Source organism: Pyxidicoccus caerfyrddinensis (genome assembly GCF_010894405.1).
Lineage (GTDB): Bacteria > Myxococcota > Myxococcia > Myxococcales > Myxococcaceae > Myxococcus > Myxococcus caerfyrddinensis.
Map to the genome: position 1 here is coordinate 340,416 of NZ_JAAIYA010000001.1, position 14,127 is coordinate 354,542.

At 71.1% G+C, this 14,127-nt stretch carries 10 protein-coding genes; 5 read left to right on the top strand and 5 right to left on the bottom strand.

Features of this window, described 5'->3' with window-relative positions:
• Positions 1–61: 61 nt before the first annotated feature.
• Positions 62–1,078: a formylglycine-generating enzyme family protein gene (locus G4D86_RS01165; RefSeq protein ID WP_205519420.1), complete on the top strand. Its 1,017-nt coding sequence runs from the start codon at positions 62–64 to the stop codon at positions 1,076–1,078.
• Positions 1,079–1,090: 12 nt separating this feature from the next.
• Here G4D86_RS01165 and G4D86_RS01170 read toward each other — a convergent pair whose 3' ends face one another.
• Positions 1,091–1,972, bottom strand: coding sequence for a bile acid:sodium symporter family protein (locus G4D86_RS01170; protein WP_163988457.1), 882 nt, complete (start codon positions 1,970–1,972; stop codon positions 1,091–1,093).
• A gap of 14 nt (positions 1,973–1,986) precedes the next feature.
• Positions 1,987–3,135, bottom strand: coding sequence for a hypothetical protein (locus tag G4D86_RS01175; RefSeq protein ID WP_163988475.1), 1,149 nt, complete (start codon positions 3,133–3,135; stop codon positions 1,987–1,989).
• Between the two features lie 297 nt (positions 3,136–3,432).
• On the opposite strand from G4D86_RS01175, the gene G4D86_RS01180 reads away from it, so the two are divergent.
• Positions 3,433–4,692: a threonine/serine exporter family protein gene (locus G4D86_RS01180; protein ID WP_163988477.1), complete on the top strand. Its 1,260-nt coding sequence runs from the start codon at positions 3,433–3,435 to the stop codon at positions 4,690–4,692.
• Positions 4,693–4,698: 6 nt separating this feature from the next.
• Here G4D86_RS01180 and G4D86_RS01185 read toward each other — a convergent pair whose 3' ends face one another.
• Positions 4,699–5,703 carry an HAD family hydrolase gene (locus G4D86_RS01185; protein ID WP_163988479.1) on the bottom strand — a complete coding sequence of 335 codons (1,005 nt, stop codon included), beginning with the start codon at positions 5,701–5,703 and terminating at the stop codon, positions 4,699–4,701.
• A gap of 179 nt (positions 5,704–5,882) precedes the next feature.
• On the opposite strand from G4D86_RS01185, the gene G4D86_RS01190 reads away from it, so the two are divergent.
• Positions 5,883–8,174: a hypothetical protein gene (locus G4D86_RS01190; RefSeq protein WP_163988481.1), complete on the top strand. Its 2,292-nt coding sequence runs from the start codon at positions 5,883–5,885 to the stop codon at positions 8,172–8,174.
• A 64-nt stretch (positions 8,175–8,238) separates the two neighbouring features.
• Here the strand turns inward: G4D86_RS01190 and G4D86_RS01195 are convergent, their stop codons facing one another.
• Positions 8,239–9,081 carry a neuromedin U gene (locus tag G4D86_RS01195; protein ID WP_240359974.1) on the bottom strand — a complete coding sequence of 281 codons (843 nt, stop codon included), beginning with the start codon at positions 9,079–9,081 and terminating at the stop codon, positions 8,239–8,241.
• A gap of 364 nt (positions 9,082–9,445) precedes the next feature.
• Here G4D86_RS01195 and G4D86_RS01200 point away from each other — a divergent pair, with 364 nt between their 5' ends.
• Complete coding sequence (locus G4D86_RS01200; protein WP_163988483.1) at positions 9,446–11,335, top strand: SulP family inorganic anion transporter; 1,890 nt, start codon at positions 9,446–9,448, stop codon at positions 11,333–11,335.
• 28 nt (positions 11,336–11,363) lie between these two features.
• Here the strand turns inward: G4D86_RS01200 and G4D86_RS01205 are convergent, their stop codons facing one another.
• Complete coding sequence (locus G4D86_RS01205) at positions 11,364–12,506, bottom strand: chemotaxis protein (protein ID WP_163988485.1); 1,143 nt, start codon at positions 12,504–12,506, stop codon at positions 11,364–11,366.
• A gap of 207 nt (positions 12,507–12,713) precedes the next feature.
• Here G4D86_RS01205 and G4D86_RS01210 point away from each other — a divergent pair, with 207 nt between their 5' ends.
• The gene (locus tag G4D86_RS01210) at positions 12,714–14,030 is read left to right on the top strand and encodes a DUF2252 family protein (RefSeq protein WP_163988487.1); all 1,317 of its coding nucleotides are present in this window, start codon (positions 12,714–12,716) and stop codon (positions 14,028–14,030) included.
• The last annotated feature ends 97 nt before the right edge of the window (positions 14,031–14,127 follow it).

Consider the following 14,127-nt stretch of genomic DNA (forward strand, 5'->3'; position numbering starts at 1 on the left):
GGCGCGTCCAGGTTGCCTCCGGCGGAGCGCGTCCACCGACGCCTCGCCGAGGAACCAGGCCATGAGCAAGGACATGAGCAGCGAGGCAGCGAGGCTGGAGCCGGAACCCTCCCCGACTCCCGAGCCCCCGCCGGGCGAGGCGCCCTTCCCGGACATGACGTGGGTTCCGGGCGGGACGTACTGGATGGGCTCGGACCACCACTATCCCGAGGAAGCGCCCGCGCACCAGGTGACGGTGACGGGCTTCTGGATGGACCGCTTCACGGTGACGAACATGCAGTACGCCCGCTTCGTGGATGCCACGCGCTACGTCACCGTGGCCGAGCGCCCGCTGAATCCCGCGGACTACCCGGGCGCGCTCCCGGAGCTGCTGGTGCCCGGCTCGCTCGTCTTCCGGAAGGCCGCCGGCCGCGTCGATTTGCGGGACATCTCCCGCTGGTGGGCCTACGTGCCGGGCGCGTGCTGGAGACACCCCGAGGGGCCCGGCAGCAACCTCAAGGGACGCGGCAAGCACCCCGTGGTGCACATCGCCTTCGAGGACGCGGAGGCCTATGCCATCTGGGCCGGCAAGGCTTTGCCCTCGGAGGCCGAGTGGGAGCGCGCCGCGCGCGGCGGGCTGGACCGCCAGGAGTACTGCTGGGGGGACGAATTCACGCCCGACGGCAAGCACCTGGCCAACACCTGGCAGGGCGAGTTCCCCTGGCAGAACCTGCGCGAGGACGGCCACGAGGGCACCTGCGCCGTGGGCAGCTTCCCGCCCAACGGCTTCGGCCTGCACGAGATGGCCGGCAACGTGTGGGAGTGGACCACGGACTGGTTCCAGGCGCGCCACACGGGCAACAAGGGCAAGGCCTGCTGCATCCCCGTCAACCCGCGCGGGCCCGCCCAGGCGGACGGCAGCAAGGACCCCGGCATGCCCCAGGTGAACATCCCCCGCCGCGTGCTCAAGGGCGGCAGTCACCTGTGCGCGCCCAACTACTGCCTGCGCTACCGCCCCGCCGCGCGCTCCCCCCAGGCCGTGGAGAGCGGCGCCAGCCACATCGGCTTCCGCTGCATCACGCGCCCCGCGGCGCGCTGAGGACGGCCGGCGTCAGGTGGGCACGCTGCCCGGAGGGACCCGGTCCGCCCGCTCCCGCCGCTTCGCCCAGATCTTGTAGGGAATCAGCGCGAGCAGCCGGACCAGGACGAAGGCGCCCACCACCGCCGCCACCTCCAGCGCCTGCAGGCGTGGGTAGCTCCGGACGATGATGGTCATCGTCAGCGCCGGGTGGGCCATCGCGGCGGCCAGCGCCACGGCCCTGCGGTCCTCGGGCCGGGGTCCGCCCGCCTGATGTCCCAGGAAGTCCGCGACGGACACGAGCACCACCAGTGCCAGGATCGTGGTCACCCCGAGCTCCTTCAACCGCGGCGCCGCCAGGATGATGACCACCACCGCGGCCGCCAGCAGGAGCACGTTGAACACGCGGTCGACCCACACGGCCAGCACTGGCGCCACGCGCGGGAAGAAGTAGTTGACGGCCATGCCCGCCAACATCGGAGGGAGGATCTTCACGAGCAGCATGCGCAGCACCAGCTCGGGAGTGGCATTGAGCTGGAACCCCGACACCCGGCTCAGCACTTCGACCCAGAGGGGCACGGTGACGATGGCGCACAGGGCCAGCAGCAGCAGCAGGTTGAGCGACGTCGTCGCGCTGGCCTTCAGCGACTTCGCCTGGTTCACCTGCAGGGGCGCCCCGGGACAGATGGCCGTGAGCATGATGGCGGCCGCCGCCACCGGGGGCAGTCTGAACAACCGCACCAGCACGTACGCCACCAGCGGCACCGCCACCAGCACCACGGCCAGGGCCCGCGCGTAGAGTCCCGGGCGCTGGAGCACGTGCCGGATGTCTCCCGGGCGCCGCCCCAACCCGGCGGAGAACATGGCCAGCACGATGATGTTGGACAGCGCGAAGGTGATGACGGTTTTCAGCATGGCCCCTTCCCCTTTCAGGGCAGCCCGTCGTGGATTTGCTTGAGGACCGAGATGAACTCCCGGTCCATGATCAGCAGGATGGCCAACGGCGCGAGCGCCGCGGCGAGGAGGCCCGCCAGCGAACGCGTGTCGAACGGGAACAGGCGCATCTTCCGGGCGACGACGAAGGAGCTGCCCAGGTCGATCAGGGAGGAGAAGTCGGGCGCGCCCAGCACTTCTCCGCTGGCATCGTCGCGAAACCACTTCCGTTCGAACCGCCGCGAGTGCCAGGCCGCGAGCGCGGAGAACCGGATGTCTCCCCGCCGCTTGGCCTTCACGAGCTGGGGGGTGAAGAGCCCCAGCGGCGCATAGACGGCGAGCGCCAGGAGCCCTCCGAGCACTACCTGGGGAATGGCGTAGGTCAGCGGATCCGTCACGACTCCGTGGGGCTGGAGCCTCCACTGGTACGCCGCCAGCCCCGCGGACAGCGCGAACACCACCGGCGCGAAGCTGGACTGGCTGATGGCCAGGAACCCCAGGCCGCCCGCCTGGTCTGGATGCGTGGGCACCAGCGCGAGCGGCAGCCGCGAGACGCGGAACAGGAAGCGGGCCCACACGACGGCACGCCATACCCACCGCAGCGCCAGGAACCGGACCAGGGGCTGGCTCACAGTCATGTACCACCAGCCCGCCGGGGAGGGCGCGCCCCCCGTCTCGTTGAACATCCACGCCCGGGAGTGATCGTGCGGTGTCACGAGCACGAGCGCGAAGGCGGTAAGCAGCAGGCAGCCCTCGGCGAGGCTGCTGTCCCGCCACCGCATCGCCGCGCGGGAGGCGTCCTCCAAGGCGGGCCGGCTTCCCACTCCCACCAGATGTGAGACGCGGAACTGGCGCGCGGCCCGGGAGGTGTGCCTGTCGACATAGGGCTCGGCCGCGATGAGCACCGTCATCGCCACCAGCAACTGGGTGTGGACCTGCAGCTCCGAGAACAGGGCATGCGGCGCGGTGCCACCTTGAGCCAGCGCGAGGAGGGGGATGGGCAGCCAGGTCAGGATGATGAAGACGAACATGCACCGGCGCCTGCTGGCACGGTCGGGCTGGACGAGATGGAGCTTGCTCTCGCACTTGAACAGCGGACCTCCCTGCACGATCGAGAAGTCGGTGGATGGGGAGGACTTGTCCATGGTTCGGCGGCATCCAGGCAGTCACGGGGGTGCCAGCCCCACGGGCCGGCCACGGGCGGGTATGCGCGGGCGCCCTCCACTCCACGGTGTGCCCGCGCCCCGGGATTGACAATCCAGGCGACCAGCGGGGCGCCGCGCCTCCGGGGCGCACGGGACAGGCGGGGCGGGAGACCCTCCGTCCGGGGGCTCGCGCGCTTTCGCTCGGGGCGGATGACAGCCCCTCCGTCCGGGCAGAGCTTCACGGCGTCGGCGGAGAGCGGCCCCAAGCAGCGGCCCGGCTCCTCCCTGGGAGGCCCCATGCGTGACACAGCCGCGCCCCCGTCCCCGGCCGAAGAGGACCAGGCCGTGGCCTTCCTGCTCGACCTCGCGCGGGCGCTCCACCTCGCCTACCTGCCTGCCCACGTGGTGGAGGCGCTCACGAAGGCGGCCGCGCGAGGACTGGGGCTCCGCCTGGAGCTGTTCACGCTCCAGAGCTTCGTGGCGACGGAGGTCATCTCGGGAGAGCGGCACCGGGTGGACATCAAGCGCGTGCCCTTCAATCCCCACTGGAACCTGCGCCGGACGTCCGGAGTGCTCCTGCTCGCCCGCGCGGTGGCGGCGGGAAGGCTCTCCCTCCCGGAGGCGCGCGCCGAGCTGGACCGCGTCGTCCAGCAGCCCTCGGCGTACCCGCACTGGCTCGTGTTCCTCGCCTATGGCGTGTACAGCGCGGTCGTCGGAGCCCGGGTGGGCGGAGCGTGGCGGGAGATGGCCGTGGCGAGCCTCATCGGCATCGTGGCGGGCGTCATCCACTACGGCACGCTCAAGTCGATGCGCATCGACCTGCAGAAGAGCTTCCTCGCCGCGTTCCTCGGGACGCTGATGGTCTGTGGCCTCTCCCGGGTGCTGCCACCCTTCGACCTGGCCCGGGCCCTGTTCGGTGGGGCGACGCTGCTCATCCCCGCCATGGTGGTGACGCTGGGGGCCGAGGAACTGGTCAGCGAATCCGTCGAGGCGGGGATGACGCGCCTCACCTACGGCCTGCTGCGCTTCCTGCTGGTGGGCGTGGGCATCACCGCCGCGGCCCGGCTCTGGAGCTTCTTCCTCCCGATTCCCGCCCACCTCCCGGCGAACGCGCTGCCCGAGCCCGTGGTGCTGGCCTTCGTCGCACTGGGAGGCGTGGCGCTGACGGTCTGCATGGGGGGCCGGCAGCGCGAGCTGCCGTGGATTGTCGGCGCGGTGCTGCTGGCCTTCGGAACCCAGGAACTGACGAAGCTCTTCGTCGGAGGACGCGGCAGCCCGCTCGTGTCCGCCTTCGTGCTGGGCGTCGCCGGGCTCCTGTATGCCCGGCTCCCCGGGAGGACCGCGACGACCATCATCATGCCCGGGCTGCTCCAGCTCGCCCCCGGCTTCATCGGCACCCAGGTCATCCTGGCGCTGCTCCATCCGAGGGCGTCCTCCTCCGGAGACAGCTTCTTCGAAGTGCTCCTGGTGTCGGCGCAGCTCGTCATGGGCCTGGTGTTCGCCTCCGCCGTCGCCCAGCCCCGGGGCCGCGCCCTCACGGAGAAGGCGCCGACGTGAGCGGCTTCAGCGCGCCCCGCTGAAGACGCTCTTCCAATCGTCGCGCATGCTGACGACGTTCCAGCCGCCCTCCTTCGCCGCCCGGAGCGAGGCCCCGTCCTTCTCCTGGTAGGCGAACTCCCTGGCCGCGTCGTCGTGGTTGATGAGGAGCTGGAAGGAGGGCCCGCGCCGCTGGTGGGAAGCGCTCAGCATGGCGATGTCTCCGCCGCTGCGGACGTTGCCCGCGACGAACACCGGGGGCCGGCCGATGTGCAGGTCATTGCCCACCGGCTTGCCCTCCTTGTCGTTGAGGTGGTCCAGGCGGGGCTCGCGCCACAGCACGTCCCGGCCACCACGCTTCTCGAACTTCTCCTCCAGGCTGCTGCCGATGACGCGCTCCGGGGGAATGCCATACACCTCCTCGGAGAAGACGCGCATGAAGTCGATGCCCCCGCCCGAGCTGATCCACGTCTGGAAGCCGTTGTCGCGCAGGTACTGGAGCAACTCGAGCATCGGCTGGTAGGCGAGCTGCGTGTAGGGCACGCCGAGCTTCGGGTGACGCGCCGTCTTCAGGAACTGCCGCACCTCCGACTGGAACTGCTCCTGCGTCATGTTCGCGTGAGTGGCCGCGAACAGCTCCATCAGCGCCTTCTCGCCCCCCTCCATCAAGGTGTCGACATCGCCTTCCAGCAACGCCTTGAAGGGCTGCCGCTGCCGGAGCGAGGGGTCCTTCGCGGCCAGCGCCTTGACGCGCTCCACCAGGAAGGCGCCCTGCACTGCCGGCTTCTCCTGCCACAGCGTCCCATCGTTGTCGAAGACGGCAATGCGCTCCTCCTCCGGGAGGAAGTCCGGGCTGCCCTCCGTCGTCACACGGGCGACGAAGCCGAGGATGGCCTGCTTCACCGGCCCGTCGTTCCATGACGGTAGCGGGTCCGCCTTCGCTGCCTGCGCGTGGGCCGCGGACGGGAATACCAGCCCGAGCACGAGCACCAGCGCGACGGGAAGGGCGTGACGGTGGGGACGTGGAGCCATGGGGGCACCTCCTCCGCCACACGCTGGGACCGCCGGGCCCACTTCGCAACGCATGCGTCACACCCGGGAAGGGCTCCGCCAACCATGCGCCACCCCGCATGGCACGGAGCGTCTTGACCCTCGTCGTGATGCAAACGTACCGTGATTACAACTCTTCCATTTCTCTCTGGAATAATCCCATGCATGTCTCTGAAAGCAGTCCTCGCGCCCTGGGCGTCCTCGCCCGGGTGTGGCTGGGCCTCGCGCTGTCCGCCTGTGGCGTTGCACCGGAGCCGTCGGCCGCATCCGTGGACCAGCAGCGCGCGGCGGTGCTGCCCACCAATGGCGTCTGCCCCGGATTGGACGGAGGCTCGCTCTCCATCCCCCACCACTACTGTCACGTGCGGATTGCGCAGCTTGCCTACTACGGCGTCCCCACGGACGCGTACATGGACGACCAGCTCCAGAACGACGTGGACCTGGTCGTGGCCAATGACCCCGCCGTGCGCGCGCACATCGACACCCTGGCGCCGAACACGCCGCAGCTCGTCTACTCGAATGCGAGCAACCTGTATGGCAACTGGAATGGCAACTCGCTCGGCAACGGCGGGCTCCTGGTCCACTGGCTCAACTACGGGGACGCGTATGCCCAGGCGCCGGAGAATCGCGAGAGCGGCTTCTTCCACTGTGACTCCACGCTGCTGAACACCTCCAACAACAAGTACGGCTGTCAGTTCAGCGCGGTGGGCCAGTCCACGGTGCCCGTCTCGCGCTTCTGGCAGGTGAAGACGGGGCCGCTCACAGGCACCGCGGGCTTCACCGACTACACGGCGGCGGCGCACACGACGAGCACCGCTGTGCAGTTCGGCACCACGGGCAACGCGCTCTACATCGGACACACCGACAAGTTCCGCCAGGTCATCGTCACCCTGTCCACGGCGTCGAGTGGCTGGACGTACCAGTGGCAGTACTGGAACGGCGCCGCTTGGACGGCCCTCACCGTCTCCGAGCCCGTGGGCACGTGGACGACCACGGGCACGGCCCGCACCCTCGCCTTCCACCCGCCGAGCGACTGGAAGGCCACGGGCATCGCCGGCGCCGGCTTCGGGGACCGCTTCTTCTACGTCCGCGTCCAGACGACAGCAGGCACGCCCCCGGTGGCGGAGTCCGTCTCGAGCGAGGACTTCGTCTTCACCAGCGGCAACGTCGTCACCATCCCCTCCTTCGACGGCGCGGCGGACACGAACGGCGACGGCTACCTCAACGACACCGAGTGGGCAGCCCGCACCACGGGGAAGGACGCGCGGCTCAAGTGGTGGAGCCGCATGTTCTCCACCTATGGCCAGATGCGCTATGCGACCAACCCCAACTCGTATGCCTTCCGGCTGTGGTCCGCCTGGTACCACCGCAACTGGCTGCCCACCAACGCGCAGGCGGACGCGGTGTTCATGGACAACTCGGGAGCCACGGACCCCTACCCCAACTGGCCCAAGGCGGGCGCGGCCTTCCCCTTCCCCACGCTGGAGTGCGCCGTCCCGTGCACCGGCACGTCCTGCCTCTGCAACAACTACGGCACGGACTACGGGAAGCTCATCCAGAAGGTGGACGAGCAGTACCTCACGTCGTCGGCCTTCACCGTCCTCAACACCTCCGGCTACATCGCGGGCCCCAACGCGGCGCTGGCGCAGGTGCAGAAGGGCATCACCTACGAGGAGAAGTACCCGCGGCCCGTGCAGTTCATGGCCAACAAGTGGAAGGAGGCCCTGCAGCTCACGAAGGACCGGGCCAGCGTGACGCCGCGCCCGCACGTCATCTACGACGTGCTCGTGGCCCCGCCGACCACCGAGGCGTACTGCAAGACGTGCGGCACCGGGACCGGCTGCCCCACCACCTGCGCGTCGTCGTACCCGGCGGGCCTGGGGGGCGTGACGGACACGCGGACGCTGATGGCCGTCCTCGCCTCGCACTACACGCTGCAGGACCCGGAGCTGTCCTTCCTCGACGTGAATGGCGGCGCCGCCCCGGCCTCCTCGTGGCAGTACCACTTCATCCCGGCCTGGCGGTACGACATCGGCACGCCCGACGTGGACCAGCTCACGTGGTTGACGCAGGCGCTGGACGACACGGCAAGCAACGACGCCGTCATCGTGGGCAATGACCCCTCGCCGTACAACAACTGGGATGCGTCCGGCTGCGGCGTCAAGACGCCCGCGAAGTACCGGCTCTACAAGCGCGTCTACACGAAGGGCACGTCGAAGGTCATCGTGCTCTTCAAGTCTCTCTCGTACCACACGGTCTGCACCGGCTTTAACGGCGACTACAAGCAGACACACGTGGGCCCGACGACGGCGACGACGTTCACCTGGGGCAGCCCGCTGCCAGCCACGTGTAGCAAGCTCAAGCCGGACGGCATGGTGGACACGGTGAGCATCAGCGGCACCACTGGCGTGCCCATCGAGAACGCCGAGGGCGTCATCCTCGTCTGCCCCTGAGTGCAGCGCCCTCCGCGTGGGACACGGGCCGCGATGCCCGTGCTCCTTCGCGGCGGCGGGGCGCCTACTGCGCCTTCATCTTGCCCTTGGGAAAGAGGAACGCGAGCTGGAGGCGGAGCTGCCAGTCGGCGCTGCCTTCCGGGCGGACGGCGTTGTAGTACGCGCTCACCGAGCCGTTCAGGGCCTGCCCGCCCACCTTGAACACCCTGCCGGCGCCCGCTCCGAACGGGATGACCCACGGGTCCTCGTCCGCCTCCCAGTTGGCGGTGAGGATGGGCGCCGACGTCACGTACCAGCCCTTCGGCAGGTTGTAGGTGATGAAGTACTGGAGGAGCAGCTGGTTCACCGAGGCCCGGTCCTCGCTTCCGAAGACGGACCACACGTTTTTGGCCAGCACGCCAATCGACCAGGGCTCGGGCTGGACGAGCACCACCACGGAAGGACCGACGGACCACTTCCCCGTGCCCAGGGCGTCGTCCGTCGCCGTGGGCAGCAGCAGCGCCGGTCCCACGCCCCAGATGAGCGCCCCGGGCTTCGCGGGCGCGAAGAAGAACGTGGCGGACGTGTCCCCCAGCCCGAACGTCCCCCCGGTGTCCGCCCCCGCGTCCGGCTGGTACACGACGGGAACGATGATGCGGTTGATGAGGTTCCAGTCCAGCGTCAGCGACACCGGTATCACCGGCTGGATGTTGAGGGTGTTGCGCGTCCGGTTGGACGGGCCGATGCCGAAGTCCACGTTGTCTTGAAGCGGCACGCTGATGAGGTTGGCGACCGGGTTCTGGACGTCCTTCGCCAGGTCCTGCTCCTCGGCCGCCCCACCCTCGCCCGCAGGCTGCTCCCGGGCCGCGGGGTCCTCCTGCGCCAGCGACGCCGGAGCCCACGCCAGCACTCCCAGCAGCCCCGCCAAGCCGCACGCGCTCCGCCACCCCGAGCCCATCACGCCCCCGCTCCCCGGCCTGAAGCGCAAAGCTGGGAGACGCATCCCGCCGTGCCCAGGGTCCCCCGGTCGCACGCCGCTGGGCGCCGCCTCACACCCACGCGTGGAGGGCAACAGGCGGCAGCGCATGCTGGACACGACGGGCCCGCGCGCCCGCCTGCCCCTCCCCGGGGTCCGGGGGGCTCGGGCTGACCATGGACAGTCCACCTGCCCCTCGGAGGTTTGCGCCGCGGGGGCGCCGTCCACACCCCTACTTCATCCCCTTGCACACCCAATCGCATGGCACCCGCCATCTCATTGCGTGTGGAAGTCATCAGGAGCGGAGCCCCGCGCCATGCCCCCCACTCCCGCGAAGCCCGCGGTCTCCTGGCTCGCCCGAGCCATGCCCTTCGTCGCGACAGTGCGCGGCTACCAGCCCGCGTGGCTGAAGCGGGACCTGATGGGCGCGCTCACGGTGACGGCCCTCCTCATCCCGGAGGGCATGGCGTACGCGGAGCTGGCGGGCCTGCCGCCGACGGCCGCCTTCTACGCGGCCCCGGCGGGCCTGGTGCTCTACGCCCTGTTCGGCAGCTCGCGTCAGCTCATCGTGGCCGTGTCCGCCGCGGTGGCGGTGCTCTCCGCCGCCACCGTGGGCGCCCTGGCCGCGGCGGGCTCGCCCCGCTTCGTTGTCCTCACCGCGGCCCTGGCGCTCATGGCGGGGCTCATCTCGCTGCTCGCGGGCGTGCTGCGGCTGGGGCGCATCGCCCAGTTCTTCTCCTCCTCCGTCCTCACCGGCTTCGTCTTCGGCCTGGCGCTCATCATCGCGATCAAGCAGGTGCCCAAGCTCTTCGGCATCGAAGGCAGCAAGGGAAACTTCTTCGAGCGGGTGTGGTTCCTCGTCACGCACCTGGGCAGCACCCACCTCGTCACGCTCCTCGTGGGTGCCGGCAGCCTGCTCATGCTGCTGGGGCTGGAGCGGGTGTCGAAGCGGCTCCCCGCGGCCCTGGTGGTGCTGGCGGTGTCCATCGGCGTCACGGCGCTGCTCGGGCTGGACGCGCTCGGCGTGCACGTGGTGGGCAAGGTGCAAGCGGGGCTCGTCCCGCCCCGCGTGCCGGACGTGGGTCTTCGCGACCTGCTGGGCCTGCTGCCCGGAGCCTGCGGCATCGCGCTGGTGGCCTTCGCCGAGGCCATCGGCCCCGCGCGCATGCTGGCGGGCCGTCACGGCTACGAGGTGAACGCCAACCGGGAGCTGGTGGGCCTGGGCGCCGCCAACATGGGCTCCGGGCTCATGCAGGGCTTCTCCATCGGCTGCAGCCTGTCCAAGTCCGCGGCCAATGATGCCGCCGGCTCCCGCACCGAGGTGTCCGCGCTGCTGGCGGCGGGCTTCACGCTGCTCGTCGCCCTGTTCCTCACGCCCGTCTTCCGCCTCCTGCCCGAGGCCACGCTGGGCGCCATCGTGGTGGTGGCCGTCTCCGGGATGATGGACGTGCGGGAGCTGCGGCGGCTGTACCGGATGCGACGGGCCGACTTCATCGGGGCGACGGTGGCGCTGGTCGGCGTGCTCGCCCTGGACGTGCTGCCGGGACTGCTGGTGGCGGTGGGCCTATCGCTCTTCCTGATGGTGTACCGCGCAAGCGTGCCCCGCCTGAGCGAGCTGGGCCGCGACCCGGGAACCCTCGCCTTCAGCGACCTGCGGCACACGCCGCGCCCGCTGACCGTGCCGGGCATGCTCATCCTCCGGCCGGACGAAGGCATCTTCTTCGCCAACGCCACGTCCCTGCGCGACGAAATCATCGCGCGGCTGAGCCGCGCCCCACGCCGCCCCCAGGCCGTGCTGCTGGACCTGGAGGTGACCGCGGACCTGGACGTCCCCGGCGCCGACATGCTGTCCAGCCTGCGCGACGAGCTGTCGCAGCGGGGCGTCACGCTGATGCTGGCCCGGGTCATCGCGCCCACGCGGCAGATACTGGAGCGCACGGGAGTGATGGCGAAGGTGGGCGCTCCGAACGTCTACGCCCAGGTGCTGGACGCGGTGGTGGAGCACCTGTCCCATACCCCGGCGGTGACTCCAGAGGAGCAAGACCTGCTGCGAGATGGCATGCACCGGCTGCGCGCCCTGGTGGAGGAGGCTGGCTCTACTCTCGATGAGAATCAGGGCGCGGACCGGGAGCGGCTCCAGGACCTGGGCCAGCGCCTGGGCCGCGCCGAGTCCGAGCTGGAGGGACCGGGAAGCACACCGCACTGAGCGGTTGGACGGGAGCGGCCTGCGTTCCCTACGCGCGCCGCCAGGCGCGGGTCACCAGCACCACCAGGACGAGCCCGCCCACCAGCCCCAGGGCCACCAGCGCGAGCAGCCACAGGAAGACCCGGTCCACCAGATGCCCCGCCCGGTCGAAGGCGTGGTCCACCCAGCCGTGGGCCAGGCCGTCGACCTGCTGGAGCGCCCCCACGCGCTCGGCGTGCACGGCGTCCACCACCGCCGCGCGCTCGTGCCCCACCCCCACCAGGATGGCCTCCCGCTCACCGGAGATGAAGTCCTGGAGCGAGCGCCGCTCCGTGTCCAGCGCCTCCAGCACCGCCGCGCGCTCGCGGGCCACCAGCGCGGGCGTGTTCGCGACCATGCCTCCCACGCGGTCGAGGATGTCCACCGTGCGCGCCAGCTCGGCCATGGCGGACTGGAGGGCGGGGGCATTCATGGCATCAGCGGCCACCAGCTCCGCCTGCCAGCGGGCCTGGCGCGGGAGGCTGGCGGCGTAGAGGTCCACCCGCGCCGTGATGTCGCGCGTGCCCTCCAGGAGGCCGGCCGCCTTCTTCAGCAGGCCCCCACCCGAGGACTCCGTCACGGAGGCCAGCAGGGGCGCGGTGGACTCGCGCGCGACGAGCGTCCCCACCAGCGGGTGCTCGGCGGCCCACGCGTGCACTCGCGCCCGCGCGGAGGACACATTCTCGCTGCCGGTGATCTCCCGCCACACCGCCTCCACCTGTGACTCCATGTCACCCAGCGAGCGCTGGGCCTTGGCCAGCAGCTCCGGTGAGGCGCCCGTCGCGGTCTTGGGCAACGCATCCTGGAGCTGGGCCAGCAGCGCCCAGGCATCCAGCAGGGCGGCCACCGGGTCCGGCTGGAAGAGCGCGCCCTGCATGGTGGGCACCGCGTTCGCCTTGAACGTGAGCATCGCCCGCGCCGTTTCGGGCGAGCCCGAGTGCGCGGCGATTTCATCCGCCGCCACCTCCAGCAGGCCGGAGAAGCGCCGGGCCAGATCGCGCACGCGGACGCGCAGCGCGCTCACGTCCAGGTCCGAGTGCCCCACGCGCTCGGCCAGCTCCGAGCGGGGCGGATTCAGCGTGGCACACGCCGGGAGGAGTGCTGCGAGCACCACCACGAACACCCGAAGCTGGAGGCGAGGAACCGGAGACATGAGCCCGGCGCAAGCTGCGCATGCCCGCCCGCTCCGCCGACCCTCCCTAGGAGCAGGTGGGCGCGTTGCGCCCCGGACAGACCCGCGCCTCGACCTTGAAGGCCGCTACCACGTTGCGCACTCGTTACACCACCGACCCCTGCCACGGGAGCAGGCCGAAACCCGGCGGCGCCCTTCCGAGATAACCTTCCAGCCAGGTCCTCCCCCATGCGAATTCCTCCCAAGCCGCCCGCGTCCTCGCGCCCCACTGCCGCCGGGCCCACGGCCCGCGCCACCACCGCGAAGGCCGGGCCGGACGCCGCCACCCGCCGCGAGCCCCGGCAGGCGGTGGCCTTCATCCAGGACTTCCACGCGCGGCTGGACCTGCCCCCGGCACGGCTGAAGGAGAAGCTGGCGCTGATGCGCGAGCGCCCGTCCTCCCTCTTCCGGATGATGCCGGCCCTCTTCCATGCGGACGTGCGAGGCCCCCTGGCGGCGGACGCCCGGCTGCTGGAGCGGCCCGCGCCGCGCATCCGCGTGGTGGGCGACGCGCACGTGGGCAACCTGGGCACGCTCCGGGGGCCGGAGGGGAGTGCAGTGTGGGGGCTCAACGACTTCGACCAGGCGGGCCGCGGCTCGCCGGAAGTAGACCTGACCCGCATGGCCACCAGCGCCGTGCTCACCGCGCGCGAGGCGGGCCTGTCCGCCAGGGAACAGGGCGACGTCGTCCGCGCCTTCGCGAAGGCGTACTTCTCCACGCTGGAGTCGCTCGCCGGAGGCGAGGAGAACCCGGGCGCCTTCCTCACGAAGAAGGAGGCCACTGGCGAGGTGGATGACCTCATCGCCCATGCGGAGGACACCTCACGCAAGGAGCTGCTGGAGCAGTACGCCCGGCTGGACGGCCCGGGGGCGCCGCGCTTCCGCACCACGGACACGCTGCGCCCGGTCCCCGCCGCGCAGCAGCGCGCGGTGCGCTCCGCCCTCGCCTCCTACGAGACGCAGCTCCGCGGCACCGAGGGCGTGGCGCTGCCGCTGCGCGTGCTGGACCAGGCCCAGCGGCTGGACGCGGGCGGCAGCAGCTACGGGCTGGAGCGCTACTACGCGCTGGTGCAGGCGGCGGACCCGAAGCAGCCCCCGGTGCTGCTGGAGCTGAAGGAGCTGCTGGCCTCCAGCCTGGAGTCACCGCCCCGGCCTGCGGATGGCGCGGCGGTGGTGGGCGCACAGCGCGGGCTCGCGGGCCACGCCAACCCGCTCACCGGGGCCACCCAGCTGGGTGGCCGGGCATTCCTGGTGCGCGAGCTGGAGCCGGAGAAGGCGAAGTTGGAGGGCGGCGCGCTCACCGGGAAGAAGGATGTGGTGTCCGCCTTCGCGCAGGCCGGGGTGGTGCTGGCGCGAGCCCATGGCGCCACGCGCGCGCAGGCGCAGAAGCTGGCGGCCTGGGTGGGCCCGGATGCAGGGGAGGCCACCACGCGCCTGGCGGCCTTCGCCCGGACCTACGCGGACCAGGTCCAGGCGGACTGGCGTGCACTGCGTGACGCCGCCTGAGGCGCCGCGTCCCACCCGCTATCCCCAACAGGGCGCCGCGCGCAGTACCTCACCGGCGCGCTCCACCCGAAGTCCACCGGCCCCATGTTCCAGGCGC

What these genes read in the sequence shown, in the direction of transcription:
- G4D86_RS01180 (WP_163988477.1), top strand. Translation starts at nt 3,433, where the DNA reads ATGCGTGACACAGCCGCGCCCCCGTCCCCGGCCGAAGAGGACCAGGCC.
- G4D86_RS01205 (WP_163988485.1), bottom strand. Translation starts at nt 12,506, where the DNA reads ATGTCTCCGGTTCCTCGCCTCCAGCTTCGGGTGTTCGTGGTGGTGCTC.
- G4D86_RS01200 (WP_163988483.1), top strand. Translation starts at nt 9,446, where the DNA reads ATGCCCCCCACTCCCGCGAAGCCCGCGGTCTCCTGGCTCGCCCGAGCC.
- G4D86_RS01175 (WP_163988475.1), bottom strand. Translation starts at nt 3,135, where the DNA reads ATGGACAAGTCCTCCCCATCCACCGACTTCTCGATCGTGCAGGGAGGT.
- G4D86_RS01190 (WP_163988481.1), top strand. Translation starts at nt 5,883, where the DNA reads ATGCATGTCTCTGAAAGCAGTCCTCGCGCCCTGGGCGTCCTCGCCCGG.
- G4D86_RS01185 (WP_163988479.1), bottom strand. Translation starts at nt 5,703, where the DNA reads ATGGCTCCACGTCCCCACCGTCACGCCCTTCCCGTCGCGCTGGTGCTC.
- G4D86_RS01210 (WP_163988487.1), top strand. Translation starts at nt 12,714, where the DNA reads ATGCGAATTCCTCCCAAGCCGCCCGCGTCCTCGCGCCCCACTGCCGCC.
- G4D86_RS01165 (WP_205519420.1), top strand. Translation starts at nt 62, where the DNA reads ATGAGCAAGGACATGAGCAGCGAGGCAGCGAGGCTGGAGCCGGAACCC.
- G4D86_RS01170 (WP_163988457.1), bottom strand. Translation starts at nt 1,972, where the DNA reads ATGCTGAAAACCGTCATCACCTTCGCGCTGTCCAACATCATCGTGCTG.